This window comes from Mesorhizobium sp. C372A (assembly GCF_030323245.1).
Classification (GTDB): domain Bacteria; phylum Pseudomonadota; class Alphaproteobacteria; order Rhizobiales; family Rhizobiaceae; genus Mesorhizobium.
The window spans coordinates 6,098,215-6,114,695 of sequence record NZ_CP100475.1 but is presented as its reverse complement, the minus strand read 5'-3'; the positions used below and the strand labels follow the sequence as shown (position 1 = coordinate 6,114,695).

Genomic DNA, 16,481 nt, shown 5'->3' with positions numbered 1-16,481 from the left:
CGAGCAGTTTTTCAGCACGACCTGCAAAAGCAGTTCTCCGCCTGGAGTCCTTCAGGTGGGAGAGCGGTTCGTCGTTTTGGTGAACGATGAACCGCTCCAGGTCTATGTCTAGCGCAGCGCTGCGGCGATGTTGCCACCGTCGACCGTCGTCACATCGGCGGTGGTGCGTTCGGCCAATGCTTGGTGCAGGAAGGCCTGCGCCACGTCTTCTGCCGTCACCTCCTGTCCGAGCAGATTGCCCGACATGTATTCCTTCTCCGACACGCCGCGCGCGCCGGAACGGCTGGCGATCATGGCGTCGGTCAACAGGCCGGAGCGGATGCGGTCGGCGTTGACCGCATTGGAGCGGATGCCGTGCGCGCCGTAGTCGAGCGCATATTGCCGGGACAGGAATAGCGTCGCCGCCTTCGGCACACCATAGGCGCCGAATTTCGGACCCGGGTTGACCGCCTGCTTGGAGGTGTTGAACAACAACACACCGCCGGTGCCCTGTTCCAGCATGATGCGCACCGCGTTCTGCGCCGCCGACTGGTGGGCGAAGAAGTTGAGCTCGAAACTCTTGCGCAGCAGGGCATCGTCGAGCTCGCCGATGCGGCCTTCCCAGGCGGCACCGGCGTTGGAGACCAGAATGTCGACGCCGCCATAGACAGCGACAGCTTTGTCGAAGGCGGCGCGCAGCTCGGCCGGGTTGGTGATGTCGGCGCCGACGCCGATCGAATTGTTGCCGGCTGCCTTTGCCGCCTCGGCCGCCCTGGCCGCATCGAGATCGACGACGACGGCATGCGCGCCATTGGCGGCGAACAGTTTTGCCGTCGCAGCACCGATCGCGCCGGCGCCGCCAGTGATCAGCACCACCTGGCCGGTCAGCGGCTTCGGCTTGTTGGAGGCGAGCTTGGCCTGCTCAAGCGACCAGTACTCCAGCGGGAAGAGGTCGGCCTTCGATAGAGGATGGAAGCTGCCGACGGCCTCGGCGCCGCGCACCGCCTCGATCCACATCTCGCCGACATCAGATGCGATCTTCGCATCCTTCAGCGTGCGGCCATGGCCGAACATGCCGAGGCCCGGCACCAGCGTCAGCCGCGGCATCGGGTCGAGCATGGTGCGCTGGACGTCGTCCAGCGCATCGTTGGTTTCGAAATAGGCGCGATAGTCGTTGGCGAAGGCGTCGACATGGCTCTTGATGACGGCCTTGTAGTCGCCAATCTTGTCGGCGTCTGGCGCCGGAACCGCCATCGGTCCGGTCTTGATGCGGATCGACAGGTCGGGCGTCGACACGCCGCGTCCGGCATAGTCTGCAATGCCGGCCGAATTGATGAAATCGACAATGGCATCCGAGGTGCGGAAGTCGCTGATCATGCGGTCGAAGCGGCCTTCGCCACGCGCCACCGCCACCGCGCCACGCAGCATCGGCGCGATCGCTGCCGGCGTTGCGAGCTTGGCCGGCAGTGCGGCTTTCGCTGCCTTCGGCTTGCCGTTCTTCGCCACATAGTCTTCGGCCACGTTCACATAATGGATCATGCGGTCATAGGCCTGCTTCGCAGCGTCGCCGAAGGTGAAGATGCCATGCTTGTCGAGGATCAGGCCTTCGACGCTGGGGTCGGCGTCGTAGACATCGGCGGCCACCTTGGCGAGGTCGAAGCCCGGCTTGATGTAGGGCACGTACCCCATCTTGTCGCCGAACACGGTCTTGATCAGCGGCTTGCTGTCCGCCTGGTCGACGATGGCGAGGATCGCGGTCGAATGCGTGTGGTCGACGAATTTATGCGGCAGGAAGGCGTGCAGCAGCGTCTCGACCGATGGATTGGGGGAGGCGGGGTCGATGAGGTTCGCCCGCTGCAGCGCCACCATGTCCTCGTCGGCGAGGCTGGCCAGCGCACGCGCCTTCAGCAGCGCGCCGAGCTTGACCGCCGGCAGGCCTTGCGGCTCGATCACACCCATGTCCCAGCCGCTGCCCTTGACGCACAGCACATCCCATTCGTCGCCGACGAGATCGGTGGCCTTGGTCTTGCAGGAGGTGTTGCCGCCGCCATGCAGCACCAGCCGCGGCTCGCCGCCGAGCAGCCGGGTCGTGTAGACGCGCAGCGCGAGGTCGCGGGCAACGCCCTTTTTCGCATAGTCGGCAACCAGTCTTTCCGCGTCGCCGTCATTCCAAAGGTTCTTCATGTCGCTATGTCCGCTTTGCTGTCTTTGATGTTGCTGTGAACAGGAGTGCCGCGACGCCTTGATGACAATGCGCCTGCTGCTGGGATTTCGTTGGTCAGGAAGCCTTTTTTGCCCCCGCACTGGCTCCGGCATGGTCGAGCAGCCGCCGCGCCATGCTGGCGCCGACGACGAGATGCGTGCAGAGTCCGCCGGCGAGCGCGGCGAGCAGCGGTTCGAACTTGCTGTCTTCCTGCACCACCATCAGCCGCTTTTCGATCTGGCGCAGTGACGACAGCGAGGCCGAGATGACGCGGCGGTTGTAGCTGCAGTCGAGCGCCTTGCCGGTGGCATCGATGATCTGGCCGGCAACGACGCCGGCGGCGCCCGCTTCGCGCAACAGCCCCATCTCGCCGGGGCTGAGCGCGCCGCATTTGACGACATGGCTGTCGGCGTCGACGGTGCCGACCGAATAGAGCGCCAGATCGCAGTTGGCAATATCGGCCAGTTGTTCGCGGATCACCGGTTCGGCGCGCAGCCCATGCGCCAGCAATTCTGTCGTCAGCACCAGCGGCGCGTAGAAATTGAGGCCCTTGGCGTTGAGCCGCCGGGCGATCTCCATCGTGCACTGGTCGGGACGGTAGGAGTAGGGCGCGCCGAGATTGCCGCAGAGCTGCACAACGGTGACGTCCTGCAGGTCGGCATAGGACATGACGTCGGCGATAGTGTAGACGGTGCGGCCCCAGGCGACGCCGATCCGGTCGCCCTTCTTGACCAGTTCGAGAAAGACGCCCGCCGCCAGCACCGCAACGTCCGTCGAAGGGTCGACGACATAGGCATTCTCCGGCGCGATCCACACCGCATCAAGCTTGAGCGCGTCCTCGAGCTGGCGTGCCAATACGTCGTCGGTGAACAGCTGCGTCGAGGTCGAGATGTTGACGATGCCGGTCTCGCGCGCCTTGCGCAAATACATGGCGACCGAGGCGCGGGAGATGTTAAGCTGGCTGGCGACCTGGTCCTGGCGCAGGCCATGGGCATAATAGAGCCATGCGGCCTTGTGGATAAGCTGTTCTGCCGGTCGGATCGCCATGCCGTCTCCTCGGCTGACATTATTCACGGCTCTCGACAAAAGTCAAATTGGCGTGGGTACACGATACCTTTTTGGCCATCGAATCTGGACGATCATTGCGCCAAATGTGCCCGGTCGGGAATCGCCGATGGTGACGTGGCGGGAACCTGTGGTTAGAAGTTCTCAACAATGAAAATTCGGGGAGCACGGGATGGGCAGTCCCTACGAGCAGGATCTCGGCAAGAACGCCGCCAACCATCAGCCGCTGACGCCGCTCACCTATCTGGAGCGGGCGGCAAGCACCTATCCCGATCATGTCGCCATCATCCATGGCAGCCAGCGCATCACCTATCGCACCTTCTGGCAGCGCTCGCTGAAGCTCGCCTCGGCGCTGTCGAAGCGCGGCATCGGCAAGGGCGATACCGTCACGGTGATGCTGTCGAACACGCCGCCGATGCTGGAGGCGCATTTCGGCGTGCCGATGGCCAAAGCGGTGCTGCATTCGCTCAACACAAGGCTCGATGCCGCCGTCATCGCGTTCCAGCTCGACCATGCCGAGACCAAGGTGCTCATCGTCGACCGCGAATTCGCTGCTGTCGTCAAACAGGCACTGGCACTGGCCAAGGTGAAGCCGCTGGTCATCGACTATGACGATCCCGACTATGCCAGCGATGCACCCTATCCGAAGGGCGAGCGCATCGGCGCGATCGACTATGAGGGGTTCGTCGCCGGCGGTGACGAGGGCTACGCCTGGTCGATGCCCGACGACGAATGGGACGCCATCTCGCTCAACTACACCTCGGGCACCACCGGTAACCCGAAGGGCGTCGTCTACCACCATCGCGGCGCTGCCCTGATGGCCTACACCAATACCATCCATGCCGGCATGGCCAAGCACGCCGTCTATCTGTGGACGCTGCCGATGTTCCACTGCAATGGCTGGTGCTTCCCGTGGACGCTGGCCGTCCAGGCCGGCACCCATGTCTGCCTGCGCTGGGTGCGGTCGAAGCCGATCTACGATGCCATCGCCGACCACGGCGTCACCCATCTGTGCGGTGCGCCGGTCGTCATGTCGGTGCTGATCAACGCCAGGGACGAAGACAAGCGGACGTTCTCCCAGACGGTGACCTTCAATACGGCGGCAGCACCTCCGCCGGAAGCGGTGCTGTCGGGCATGGCCGATGCCGGCTTTGCCGTCACCCATCTCTACGGGCTGACCGAGACCTATGGCCCGGCGGTCGTCAACGAATGGCACGACGCGTGGGACGATCTAGACAAGGGATCGAAGGCGCAGAAGAAGGCAAGGCAGGGCGTGCGCTATGCCGCACTCGAAGGCCTGACCGTGATGGACCCGGGGACGATGCAGAAGACGCCGGCCGACGGCGAGACGATCGGTGAGGTCATGTTTCGCGGCAACATCGTCATGAAGGGCTATCTGAAGAACAGGAAGGCGACCGAAGAGGCCTTTGCCGGCGGCTGGTTCCACTCCGGCGACCTCGGCGTCATGCATCCCGACGGCTACATCCAGCTCAAGGACCGCTCCAAGGACATCATCATCTCCGGCGGCGAGAACATTTCATCGATCGAGGTCGAGGAAGCCCTCTACAAACACCCGTCCGTGGCGTCCTGCGGCGTCGTCGCCAAGGCAGACGACAAATGGGGCGAGGTGCCGGTCGCCTATGTCGAGCTGAAGCCCGGCAAGGTGGCAAGCGAGGCCGAGATCATCGAACACTGCCGCGCGCTGCTCGCCCGCTTCAAGGTGCCGAAGGCGGTGATTTTTGCCGAGATCCCGAAGACATCGACGGGGAAGATCCAGAAGTTTCAGCTGCGGGAAATGGCGAAGGGATCTTAGTTCCAGAGCGCAACGGCACGCGCAAGGTCGAGTTCGCGCACACCCTCTGTCACCAAATTATACGCGTACGTCGAATTCGCATTGACACTTCCCTCTTTTCGATTTACGACTGACGAAAGTTGAAATTCGTCACTCATAAATCGACAGAGAGCCATGTCCGAAGCCGCCAGCATAATGGCCGACTCCACCCGCCAGGAGAATGTCACCCGCATTCTCGACTGTGCCGAACGCCTGTTCCGGCACTATGGTTACGGCAAGACCAATGTCGCCGACATCGCCCGCGAACTCGGCATGTCGCCGGCCAATATCTACCGTTTCTTCGCCTCCAAGGTCGAAATCCACCAGGCCGTCTGCGGCCGCATGCTCCTCGCCAGCTACAACATGGCCTACGAGATTTCCCGGTTGCCGATCAGCGCCGAGGAGCGGCTGCGCCGCTACGTGCATGCGCAGTACAAGATGACGCTGGAAGTCATGCTCGACGACCAGAAGGTCCACGAAATGGTCATCGTCGCGCTCGAGCGCGACTGGGGCGTCATCGACAAGCATATCGACAGCATTCACGACCTGTTTGCCGAGGTCATCCGCGAGGGCATCGAGGCCGGCGAGTTTGCCGACCAGGATCCGGTCATCGCATCGCGCTGCTTCGGCGCCGCCACCGTCATTCTGTGCCACCCGCAAATGGTGGCGCAGTGCCTTGCCAAGACCAATCGGGCGATGCCCGACGATCTCATCGATTACGCGATCAAGGCTCTGAAGTAATAGCCGCCGCCCGCCGGGCGCCGGTGTCGACCGTTCATCTCCAGTCGGGAGTACGAAAGTGTCTTTGTCCAGTTCCATCATCCGCAAGCTGCCGGTCGCCGGCCTGATCGTCGCCACGCTCGGGCTCGCCGCCTGCAGCCAGGAGAAGACCGAGGTCCAGGACATCATCCGTCCGGTCAAGGTGGTCGAGATCGGCCAGGCCGAAAAGAGTCGCGAACTCACCTATTCCGGCTCGGTGCGAGCCCGTACCGAAATGAACCTCGGCTTTCGCATCTCGGGCAAGGTCACTGAGCGTCTGGTCGACATCGGCCAGCATGTGACGACAGGCGATGTGCTAGCCCGTATCGATCCCACGGACTATGAGTTGTCGGTCAAGAGCGCCAAGGCCAGCCTCGACGCCGCCGAGCGGCAGGTCGAGACGGTCGATCTGTCCCGCAAGCGCGCCGAACAGCTTTTTGCCAAGAACTTCACCTCCAAGTCGCAGCTCGAACAGGCGACGCTGAGCTACAACCAGGCGGTAGCGACGCGCGATGCCGCCCGCTCTACCCTTGCCCAGGCGCAGAACCAGGTCGTCTACACCGATCTCAAGGCGAGCGAGAACGGCATCGTCACGGCGGTCTCGGCCGATGTCGGCCAGGTGGTCGGCGCCGGAACGCCTGTGATGACCGTTGCCGTCGACGGCGAAAAGGAAGTGCTGATCGCGGTTCCCGAAATGGACATCGCCGCCTTCAAGCCGGGAAAGGACGTCAAGGCCAGCTTCTGGTCCGATGACGCGCTGGCGCTCTCCGGCAAAGTGCGTGAAGTCGCCGGCAGCGCCGACCAGCAGTCGCGCACCTTTGCCGTCCGCGTCTCGCTGCCCGACGACCCGCGCGTGCTGCTCGGCATGACCGCCAACATCGAGGCCTCGGTGGCCAAGAAGCAGGAGATGGTGTCGATCCCGCTCAGCGCGATTGCGGAAAAGGATGGTCGCAAGATTGTCTGGACCGTCGACCGCGCCGGCGAGACGGTGCACGAGCGCCTGGTCAAGGTTGCGGAGTTCACCGCCGACGGCGTCAGCGTCGCCGACGGGCTCAAGCCGGGGGATGTCGTCGTTGCCGCCGGCACCCAGTTCATGACCGAGAATCTCAAGGTCAAGCTGACCGGCGATGCGGTCCAGGCCGCCTCTGCGGAAGGCGATGCCGCAAAGGCCCTGCGCTGACCGCAGGCATGAAGCCGGCTTGATCGTCGCTTCGGCGAAAGGGCTGGGCAAGCGAATTCAGGGTTTCCGGGCGGCGAGCGCCCGATGGTCGAGACGCCAAGATCGAGTTCCTCCGCATCGATCCGCGCGTCCCACCGCGATGAGTGTCTCTCCGCTCGGAAAGCCTCGCCGCCCGGAAGCCAGCATCGGAATATCCTAGCTGCATGCAAAGCGTATGCGCGCACGATCAACGAATTGGACTGACGCCGATGACCGCCACCGACAGCACTGAAAAGCAGCCTTTCAATCTTTCGCGCTGGGCCATCGGCCATCCCTCGATCGCGCGCTTCCTGTTCGGTCTGATCATCATTGCCGGCGCGCTCGGCCTGATGCGCATGGGCCAGAAGGAAGACCCCGATTTCACCTTCCGCGTCATGGTCGTCCAGGCGATCTGGCCGGGCTCCTCGATCCAGGAGATGGAAGACCAGGTCGTCAACAAGATCGAGCGCAAGCTGCAAGAAACGCCGCACCTCGACTTCGTCCGTTCCTACACCCGCGCCGGCAGCGCCATCATCACCGTCCAGATCAAGGGCGACACCAATGCAGAGGAGGTGAAGGACGCCTTCTACCAGGTGCGCAAGAAGGTTGGCGACATCTCCGGCGACCTGCCGCAAGGCCTGCTCGGGCCCTATTTCAACGACGAGTTCGGCGACACCTTCATCACCCTGCACTCGATCGGCGGCGACGGCTACAGCTATCCGGAGCTGAAGAAATTCGCCACCCAGGCTCGCGACATGCTGCTGACGACGCCGGGCGTCGAGAAGGCCGTCATCATCGGCGACCAGCCGGAGAAGCTTTATATCGACGTCTCGTCCAAGGCCCTGGCCGAACGCGGCCTGACGCTGACCGACCTGCAGAACGCCATCAAGGGCCAGAACAATGTCGATCCGGCGGGCTCCGTCGACACCGGCCTGCGCTCGGTGCGCATCTCGGTCGAGGGCGATGTCACCAGGGCTGCCGACATCAGGGAATTGCGCCTGCGCGCCGGTGGTCAGGTGACACGTCTTGGCGACATCGCCACCGTGAGTTCCGGTCTCGAAGATCCCTATCAGCGCAAGTACCGCTTCAACGGCCACGAAAGCGTCCAGGTCGGCGTCGTCATGGCCAAGGGTTTTAACGTCAGGGACGTCGGCACGGATGTCGAGGCGACCTACAAGCGCTTTGAGGAAGCGCTGCCCTACGGCGTTGCGGTTGACCAGATCTCCAACCAGCCCGAGGTTGTCAAGGACGCCGTCAACGAGTTCATGGAGGCGCTCGGCGAGGCGCTGCTGATCGTGCTTGCTGTCTCGCTGCTGTCGATCGGCTGGCGTTCCGGCCTGGTCATCGCCATTGCCATTCCGCTGGTGCTGGCCGCCACCTTCGCCATCATGTACGAGCTCGGCATCGATCTGCAGCGCATTTCGCTCGGCGCCCTGATCATCGCGCTCGGGCTGTTGGTCGACGACGCCATGATCGTCGTCGAGATGATGGAGCGCAAGCTGGAGGAGGGGCTGGTCAAGATCGAGGCGGCGAGCTTCGCCTATTCCTCGACCGCCTTCCCGATGCTGAGCGGCACGCTGATCACCATAGCCGGCTTCATCCCGGTCGGCTTCGCCGCCTCGACCGCAGGCGAATATGTGCGCACGCTGTTCTATGTGGTCGGCATCGCGCTGGTCGTGTCGTGGTTCGTCGCCGTCTATTTCACGCCGTGGCTGGGCTACATGATCCTCAAGCAGCGCAAACACGCCGGCAACCATCATGACGCCTTCGACACCGGCTTCTACCGGCGGCTGCGCGCCACGGTCGGCTGGGCGGTGCGCCACCGCATCATCGTTCTGGTGATGACGCTGGTCACCTTCGCCACCAGCCTGTGGGCGTTCCAGTTCATCCCACAAAACTTCTTCCCGCAATCCTCGCGGCCGGAAATCCTCGTCGATCTCTGGTTGCCTGAGGGAACCTCGATCAAGGAGGTCGAGACGCAGGCCAAAGCGCTGGAAGCCCGGATGATGGACGACAAGGACAAGCGCTTCATCGCCACCTATATCGGCGAAGGCGCGCCGCGCTTCTTCCTGCCGCTCGACCAGCAATTGCGCAATCCGAACTATGCGCAGCTTCTGGTGATGGCCAATGACGAGCCGGCACGTGAGCGGCTGATCCTCAAGCTGCGCTCAGTCCTGGCGCAGGATTTCCCTTCGATCCGCTCCAAGGTCGACCGTCTGTTCCTCGGCCCGCCGACCGGCTGGCCGGTGCAGATGCGCATCATGGGTCCGGACCGCCAGGAGGTGCGCCGCATAGCTGACCAGGTGAAGGCGAAATTCGCCGAAAATCCGCTCCTCGGCGCCGTCCATGACGACTGGCTGGAGCCGGTACCGGCGATGAAGCTGGTCATCGACCAGGACCGCGCCCGTGCGCTTGGCGTCACCTCGCAGCGCATCCGCCAGATGCTGCAGGCAGCGATGTCCGGCGCGCCGCTCGATGACTTCCGTGATGGCGAGGAGACGGTTTCCATCGTCGCCCGCGAACCGGACGCCAGCCGCAGCCTGCTGTCCTCGGTCGACTCGGTCTATATCCCGACCGATTTCGGCGGCTTCGTGCCGCTGTCGCAGGTGGCCAAGGTGGTGCCGGTGCTCGAGCAGGGCGTCGAATGGCGGCGCGACCGCCTGCCGACCATCTCGGTGCGCGCCACGCTGCCGGATGGCGTGCAGTCGAACGACGTCGTCACCAAGCTCTACAATGACATGCAGGGCATGCGCGCCGGCCTGGCGCCCGGCTACAAGATCGAGATCCAGGGCGGTGCGGAAGATTCCGCCGAAAGCCAGGCCTCGATTGCCGCCAAGGCGCCGATCATGCTGGCCGTCATCGTCGTGCTCCTGATGATCCAGCTGCAGCATTTCGGCAAGGCGATGCTCGTGCTGGCCACCGGTCCGCTCGGCATCATCGGTGCGGCGGCGGCTCTGTTGATCAGCGGCGCGCCGTTCGGCTTCGTCGCCATCCTTGGTGTCATCGCGCTGCTCGGAATCATCATGCGCAACTCGATCATCCTGGTCGACCAGATCGATCAGGACATCGCCAGGGGGATGGACCGATCGGAGGCCATCATCGGCTCGGCCGTGCGCCGTTTCCGGCCGATCGTGCTGACGGCGATGACGGCGGTGCTGGCGCTGATCCCGATCTCGCGTGCGGTGTTCTGGGGACCGCTCGCCTACGCCATGATGGGCGGCATCCTCGTCGCCACCGTACTCACCATCCTGGTGCTGCCGGCAGGCTACGCGCTGTTCTTCGGCCGCGAGCCGAAGAAAGGCAGGAAGCCGGCTGATGAGGCCGTGCAGGACAATGACAGGCCGCCACTGGCGCTGGCCGCCGAGTAGGCGCTGCTGGGGCACAGGATCTTCCTTGGAAAATGCTGGAACGCCGTACGCTTGACGTGCGGCGTTCTGGCTTTCTCCTTGCCGGTGGCACCGAGCACCCAGGCAAGTATCTCAACACCAGGCGGGTTCATCAAAATAGGTTGAACGGCCACCTGTATGAAAATGCTTCGCGGCGCCGGTTTTGCAAAACAGAATTCCTTCCCAGGACGGCAAAGCCGTCCGATCCTGCTTACATATCGGAGCGGCAACCCTCGTTCGCATCAGGTGATCATCCCATGGTAGACAATAAGCAATTGCGGCTCGGCGCCTTCATGCGTCCGGTCAGTCTTCACACCGGGGCCTGGCGCTATCCCGGCTCATATCCCGATGCCAACTTCAACTTCGCCCATCTGAAGCGCTTTGCGCAGACGCTTGAGGCGGCGAAGTTCGACGCCTTCTTCATGGCCGACCATCTGGCCGTTCTCAACATGCCGATCGAGGCGCTACGGCGCAGCCACACGGTGACCTCGTTCGAGCCGTTCACGCTGCTGTCGGCGCTCGCCGCCGTCACTGATCATATCGGCCTTGTCGCCACCGCATCGACGACCTTCGACGCGCCCTATCACATTGCCCGTCGCTTCGCCTCGCTCGACCATATCAGCGGCGGCCGCGCCGGCTGGAACATCGTCACCACATCCAATCCCGACGCCGCGCTGAACTTCGGCCTCGACGAGCATGTCGAGCACGACGAGCGCTATCACAATGCGCGGGAATTCTACGATGTGGTGACCGGCCTCTGGGACAGCTTTGCCGACGACGCCTTCATCCGCGACGCCGAGAGCGGGCTCTATTTCGATCCCGCGAAGCTGCATGTGCTCGACCATAAGGGCGAGCATCTCTCGGTGCGCGGCCCGCTCAACATTGCGCGGCCGGTGCAGGGCTGGCCGGTCATCGTCCAGGCCGGCGCATCTGAGGCCGGGCGGCAGCTGGCAGCCGAAACGGCGGAGGTGATCTTCGCCGCCCATTCCGATCTGGCGTCCGGGCAGCGCTTCTTTGCCGATGTCAAAAGCCGGGCCGAGAAGCTCGGCCGTTCGCGCGACGACATCAAGATCCTGCCCGGCGCCTTCGTCATCGTCGGCGACAGCGTCGAGGAAGCACAGGCCAAACGCGCCAAGCTCGACAGCCTGGTCTATTACGAGAGCGGCATTGCCTCGCTGTCGATCGCGCTGGGGCACGACGCATCCGGCTTCGATCCCGACGCGCCCTTGCCCGAAATCCCCGAGACCAATGCCTCCAAGAGCGGCCGTGAGCGCGTCATCGAGCTGGCGCGCCGAGAGACTTTGACCGTCCGCCAGCTGGCGCAGCGGCTCGGCGGCTATTCCGGCCTTGCTTTCGTCGGCACGCCGAAAACCATCGCCGATTCGATGGAGGAATGGCTGTTTGCCGAAGGGTCAGACGGCTTCAACGTCATGTTCCCCTATCTGCCAGCCGGGCTCGACGACTTCGCCGAGAAGGTGGTGCCCGAGCTGCAGCGGCGAAAGCTCTTCCGGCGCGAGTATGAGGGCACCACCTTGCGCGAGAATCTCGGCCTGAAGCGTCCGCCGAACCGGTTCTTCGAAGGCTCCGAAGCGGTCATCCGCAAGGCCGGCTGACGTCTGCCACAAAAAGAAACGGGCGCGCCGAAGCGCGCCCATTCTTTTCAAGCCATCACTTTCAGATGACGAAGTACCAGTTGGCGAGCAGCATCACCACCAGGCCGGCGACCAGCGTCAGGTAGGGCAGCATGCCTGCCTTTTTGACCGAGAGGTCTGCGCCCGCCATGCCGAGGTCGGCCAGCATGTGGTCGGGGAACTTGCCCTTGTCCTGGACGTAGTGCCGGTAGCAGAACACCGGGATGATCAAGGCGGCTGTGATCAGGCCGGCCCAGAGCGCCATCGGGTTCCACACCTTGGCGCCGGCGCCCATGAAGATGGCGTTTACATAGGCGAAGATGGCGCCGAGGCCGAGCAGCCAGCTCGGCGCCTTCCAAGGCCGGTTGATGTGGCCGTTGTCGATGCGGTGGATCCAGCCGGCATTGAGGTTGAGGAAGTTGAAGATGATGTAGCCGCAGTTCGACACGGCGAGGATGAAGAAGAAGCTCGTCGCGTCGGCCGAGGCGATGGCCAGCACGATCAGGTTGAAGACGAGATCGGTCCACATGGCGCGCGTCGGCGCGCCATGCTCGTTGACGTGGCTGAGATAGCGCGGCAGCCAGCCATCGACCGAGCCCTGGTAGAGCGTGCGCGACGAGCCGGCCATTGCCGTCATGATGCACAGCACCAGCGCCAGGATCATCAGCATCACCAAGAGGCTGTGGATCAATGCGCCACCCCCGACCATGCCGGCCAGTGCATCGGCAACACCGGAGCCGTCGACGATCGGCGTCGCCAGCATGCCGTTGAGGCCCAACACGCCCTGGAAGGTGAAGGGCACCAGGATGAACAGAAGCATGCAGAGCAGGCCGGAATAGAAGATCGCCTTGAACGTGTCGGTGCCGGGGTTCTTGAACTCCGATGTGTAGCAGACGGCGGTCTCGAAGCCGTAGGTCGACCACGCCGCGATGAACATGCCGCCTAGAACCAGCGTCCAGCCGGCAATGTTCCACGAGCCGGGCTCCGGCGCGTAAGCCGCCGCCAGCGGCACCAGCGGCGAAAAGTTCGCCCAGTTGATCTGGCCGGTGACGATCGGCACGACACCGACGATCAGCATCGGGATGATGACCAGGAGGCCGATATACTTCTGCACATTGGCGGTGCCGAGAATGCCGCGATGCTGGATCGAGAAGATGATCAGCATCAGCACCGCGCCGATGAAGAAAGTGGCATTGAGGGTGAAGGAGACAGGACCTAGCGTGTGGCTGAACAGCGTCCAGTTGCGGATGGCCGGCGTGGCCGCCGCGGTCACCGCGGCGATGGCGTCGGCAGGCACCGTTCCGGCATGCGCCGCGATATAGGCGACGACGTCCGGCGACGCCTCGGTGAACAGCGGCACCGGCGCCAGCGCGTTGAGAATATAGGCGGCGGCGATCGAGCAGCCCAGCGACAGCACCGGCGACCAGGCGAACCAGTTGCACCACACCGACAGCGGCGCGATGAACTTGGAATAACGCAGCCAGGCGGTGGCGCCGTAGATCGAGGCGCCGCCCGACTTGTTCGGGAACAGGCCGGCGATCTCGGCATAGGTGAAGGATTGCAGGAAGCCCATGATCATGGAAGCGATCCAGATCCCGAAGGCCAGCGTTCCCGTCGTTCCGGCAATGCCGCCGATCGAAAACAGGACAAGGGCAGGAACGCCGCTCGCCACCCAGAAGGCGCCGCGCCAGTCGATGTTGCGGAGCAGCTTGCCTTCAGCGGGCTGCTCCAGGGCAGTGGTAATCGTGCTCATCTGTCTGAATTCCCCATTTTGTGTTCCCGGCCGGTGATGCCTCGGCTTCGCGAAGCTTGTTCCCCGGTACATGACCGCACGACTCCAGTGTTTCCACTCAGTCGTATTTTTTTCTTAACAGTGAAGATTGATCCGGCGCGCTTTCACGTCAAGTGATTTGTGGCGTCGTGCACATCACGGTTGCGAAACGCTCGCTTTGTCCTTCTCCCCTTGTGGGGTGAGAAGCGGTCCGCGGTAGCGGACGGAAAGCCAATTGCTTTCGAGCTTCGAACGCCCTGAGCCTGCGAAGGGCCGGGGGTGCAACCCTCAGGATCGCGGCCTGGTCTTTTGCGGATCGTAGTGGGCGAAGGCCACGACGCGCGCCGGCAGCCGCTTGGCATGACCGTCGAGCTTGCCGATCTCCACCTCTGTGCCGATTGCCGCGTGGGTGACGTCAAGCCTCGCCAGAGCGATGTTTTTGTTCAGCACCGGCGAGCGCATGCCCGAGGTGACGACACCGATCTGGGCGCGGCCGATATGGACGCAATCCCCATGGCCGACGGCGACATTGCTGTCGATGTCGAGGCCAACGAGCTTGTGCTGCGGATGTTCCTTGCGCCTTATCAGAGCCTCGCGGCCGATGAAATCGTCGGTCTTGGCCTTCAACGGTACGGTGAAGCCAATGCCCGCCTCGAACGGGTCGGTCTGGTCGGAGAATTCGTAACCGGCGAAGATCAGCCCGGCTTCGATGCGCACCATGTCGAGTGCCTGCAGGCCCATCGGCTTCAGCCCGTGCGGCTGGCCGGCCTCCCAGATGGCATCGAACACTTTTTCGGCGTCGCGTGGGTGGCACCAGATTTCGTAGCCGAGCTCGCCGGTATAACCGGTGCGCGACACCACGACCGGAATGCCATTGCCGCCGCCGATGCGCGCGACAGCGAAGCGGAACCATTCGAGTTCGTCGATCGACGGTTGCAGCGGCGAGGTCCAGACCACCTCTCGCAAAATGTCACGGCTCTTCGGCCCTTGGACAGCGACATTGTGCATCTGATCGGTGGAGGAACGCACCAGCACGTTGAGGCCAAGCTTTTTCGCGGTGTCGCGCAGCCATTCGCCGGACAGGTCGTCGCCGCCGACCCAGCGGAAATTGTCCTTGCCGAGCCGCAGCAGCGTCCCGTCGTCGATCATTCCGCCATGCTCGTAGCACATGGCGGAATAGACGACCTGGCCGACGCCGAGCTTCTTGACGTCGCGGGTCAGCGTGTATTGCAGCAGCGCTTCGGAATCGGGACCGGTGACCTCGAACTTGCGCAGCGGCGACAGGTCCATGATCACCGCGTCCTGCCGGCAGGCCCAGTACTCGGCGATCGGCCCCTCTTTGGCGAAAGAATTGGCCAGCCAATAACCCCGGTATTCCACGAAGTTGCGGGTGTGCTTGGCGAAGCTGGAATGGAAGGCGGTCTCGCGGGTCATTTTCGGTTCCGAATCGGGCGTCATGCGTCTGGCGATCGCTCGCGAGAATTTGTGTTGGCCGGAATAGGTTCGCACATGGATGTCGGTCGGGTTCCAGCCATTGGCCGGTGTCGTGTCGTCGGGACAGGCGGAGGAGACGCAGACAATGTCGGTGAGCGCCCTGAGCAGGACATAGTCACCCGCCCGCGACCACGGCTCGTCCGACACCATCACGCCATGGGCGTCGATCTCCGTGTTGAAGAAGAAGTTGATCGCCATCCAGCCGGCGCGGGGCGTCACGCCCTTGTCGGCCAGCGCGCGATTGAAGTTCTCCGAGCAGTTGGTGTGGCCGGGATAGCCGATGTCATCGTAATATTTGGCGGCACACGCCAGCGCGAATGCGTCGTGTCGCCCGCATGTGTCCTGGATAACCTCGACCAGCGGCTCCATGTCCTGGTCGTAATATTTCGAATGCAGGCCCGGCATCGGGTAGCTCGACCCCATCAGCGTGCGCGTGGTCGTTACGTCGAGCGGATGGTCCAGCCCCTTGTCCAGCTTGCGCGCCGAGAAGCACTGGAAATCGGTGCACTGGCGGCCGTCGACATCGATGATCTGCAGGTAGTCGCCCGCCTTGACGAAATAGGATTCGGCTGTCGCCGAATGGACGCGCAGATCGAGCACCGGATCGGCAAGCGGATCGGCCAGCTGCGACTTTGTCTTCAGGCGCACGGTGGCGCGGCGCACCATGACGGTGAGCGGCGTTGCCGTATCATGGCTGTCGACGAGCATCGGCCCGCCGGGTGCGGCAATCAGCATCGCGCCGTCGCGCCTGACCGTGAATGCCTGCTCGGTGCCGGCAGGCGTTGCGCCGCCGAACACACGCACCGCCTTGGGCTCGTCGAGCTGCACCTGGCGGCGCTCAAGGCCACGACGGACGGAAGCCAGGCTGTCATCGCCCTCGGCCAGAAGCGCCTTGATCCCGGCGGCATTGCTGTTGGACTTTTCGCCGAGGATGGAAGGATCGGTGGCGCCGGTCCTGTCCCAGGCCAGCAACTCGCAAGCCTGCCCGCCCTCGACATTGCGCACGGTGAACGTATCGCCGGCCTCGACCTCGATCAGCACCGCGCCATTGCCCTGGATCGTATACCGCTCCATGCCCGGCGGCAGCGCGATCTGTCCGGGCCTCACGACGAGGCTCGGCCGCGGCGGCCCAGCTGTCACTGAAGGGTAGGGCGACTGGCTCAT

Annotated in this window: 9 protein-coding genes; 5 read left to right on the top strand and 4 right to left on the bottom strand. The window is 63.6% G+C overall.

The genetic code is table 11. From position 1 onward, the window contains the following. Nucleotides 1–108 precede the first annotated feature (108 nt). Complete coding sequence (locus tag NLY42_RS29560; RefSeq protein ID WP_023709180.1) at nucleotides 109–2,163, bottom strand: bifunctional aldolase/short-chain dehydrogenase; 2,055 nt, start codon at nucleotides 2,161–2,163, stop codon at nucleotides 109–111. A gap of 94 nt (nucleotides 2,164–2,257) precedes the next feature. Beyond that, entirely contained in the window at nucleotides 2,258–3,229 is a 972-nt protein-coding gene (locus NLY42_RS29555) for a sugar-binding transcriptional regulator (protein WP_023754042.1), read from the bottom strand. A 190-nt stretch (nucleotides 3,230–3,419) separates the two neighbouring features. Here NLY42_RS29555 and NLY42_RS29550 point away from each other — a divergent pair, with 190 nt between their 5' ends. The 5 genes from NLY42_RS29550 to NLY42_RS29530 all read left to right on the top strand — a co-directional run bounded on the left by NLY42_RS29550 (nucleotide 3,420) and on the right by NLY42_RS29530 (nucleotide 12,034). Further along, nucleotides 3,420–5,060 carry an acyl-CoA synthetase gene (locus NLY42_RS29550; RefSeq protein ID WP_023754043.1) on the top strand — a complete coding sequence of 547 codons (1,641 nt, stop codon included), beginning with the start codon at nucleotides 3,420–3,422 and terminating at the stop codon, nucleotides 5,058–5,060. Nucleotides 5,061–5,213: 153 nt separating this feature from the next. Beyond that, nucleotides 5,214–5,819: a TetR/AcrR family transcriptional regulator gene (locus NLY42_RS29545; protein WP_023668564.1), complete on the top strand. Its 606-nt coding sequence runs from the start codon at nucleotides 5,214–5,216 to the stop codon at nucleotides 5,817–5,819. Nucleotides 5,820–5,877: 58 nt separating this feature from the next. Next, nucleotides 5,878–7,017 (top strand): efflux RND transporter periplasmic adaptor subunit, encoded by a 1,140-nt coding sequence (locus NLY42_RS29540; RefSeq protein ID WP_023754044.1) that lies wholly within the window; start codon nucleotides 5,878–5,880, stop codon nucleotides 7,015–7,017. 248 nt (nucleotides 7,018–7,265) lie between these two features. Further along, nucleotides 7,266–10,403 carry an efflux RND transporter permease subunit gene (locus tag NLY42_RS29535; RefSeq protein WP_023754045.1) on the top strand — a complete coding sequence of 1,046 codons (3,138 nt, stop codon included), beginning with the start codon at nucleotides 7,266–7,268 and terminating at the stop codon, nucleotides 10,401–10,403. 275 nt (nucleotides 10,404–10,678) lie between these two features. Next, nucleotides 10,679–12,034 (top strand): LLM class flavin-dependent oxidoreductase, encoded by a 1,356-nt coding sequence (locus NLY42_RS29530; protein ID WP_023754046.1) that lies wholly within the window; start codon nucleotides 10,679–10,681, stop codon nucleotides 12,032–12,034. Nucleotides 12,035–12,095: 61 nt separating this feature from the next. Here NLY42_RS29530 and NLY42_RS29525 read toward each other — a convergent pair whose 3' ends face one another. Both NLY42_RS29525 and NLY42_RS29520 read right to left on the bottom strand, forming a co-directional pair. Then, complete coding sequence (locus NLY42_RS29525; protein WP_023668560.1) at nucleotides 12,096–13,805, bottom strand: trimethylamine N-oxide permease; 1,710 nt, start codon at nucleotides 13,803–13,805, stop codon at nucleotides 12,096–12,098. Between the two features lie 306 nt (nucleotides 13,806–14,111). Next, nucleotides 14,112–16,481: a trimethylamine N-oxide demethylase gene (locus tag NLY42_RS29520; protein ID WP_023754047.1), complete on the bottom strand. Its 2,370-nt coding sequence runs from the start codon at nucleotides 16,479–16,481 to the stop codon at nucleotides 14,112–14,114.

Excerpts from the sequence above, each read along its gene's own strand:
- NLY42_RS29560 (WP_023709180.1), bottom strand. The coding sequence starts at position 2,163 with ATGAAGAACCTTTGGAATGACGGCGACGCGGAAAGACTGGTTGCCGAC.
- NLY42_RS29555 (WP_023754042.1), bottom strand. The coding sequence starts at position 3,229 with ATGGCGATCCGACCGGCAGAACAGCTTATCCACAAGGCCGCATGGCTC.
- NLY42_RS29550 (WP_023754043.1), top strand. The coding sequence starts at position 3,420 with ATGGGCAGTCCCTACGAGCAGGATCTCGGCAAGAACGCCGCCAACCAT.
- NLY42_RS29545 (WP_023668564.1), top strand. The coding sequence starts at position 5,214 with ATGTCCGAAGCCGCCAGCATAATGGCCGACTCCACCCGCCAGGAGAAT.
- NLY42_RS29535 (WP_023754045.1), top strand. The coding sequence starts at position 7,266 with ATGACCGCCACCGACAGCACTGAAAAGCAGCCTTTCAATCTTTCGCGC.
- NLY42_RS29530 (WP_023754046.1), top strand. The coding sequence starts at position 10,679 with ATGGTAGACAATAAGCAATTGCGGCTCGGCGCCTTCATGCGTCCGGTC.
- NLY42_RS29525 (WP_023668560.1), bottom strand. The coding sequence starts at position 13,805 with ATGAGCACGATTACCACTGCCCTGGAGCAGCCCGCTGAAGGCAAGCTG.
- NLY42_RS29520 (WP_023754047.1), bottom strand. The coding sequence starts at position 16,481 with ATGAGCCAGTCGCCCTACCCTTCAGTGACAGCTGGGCCGCCGCGGCCG.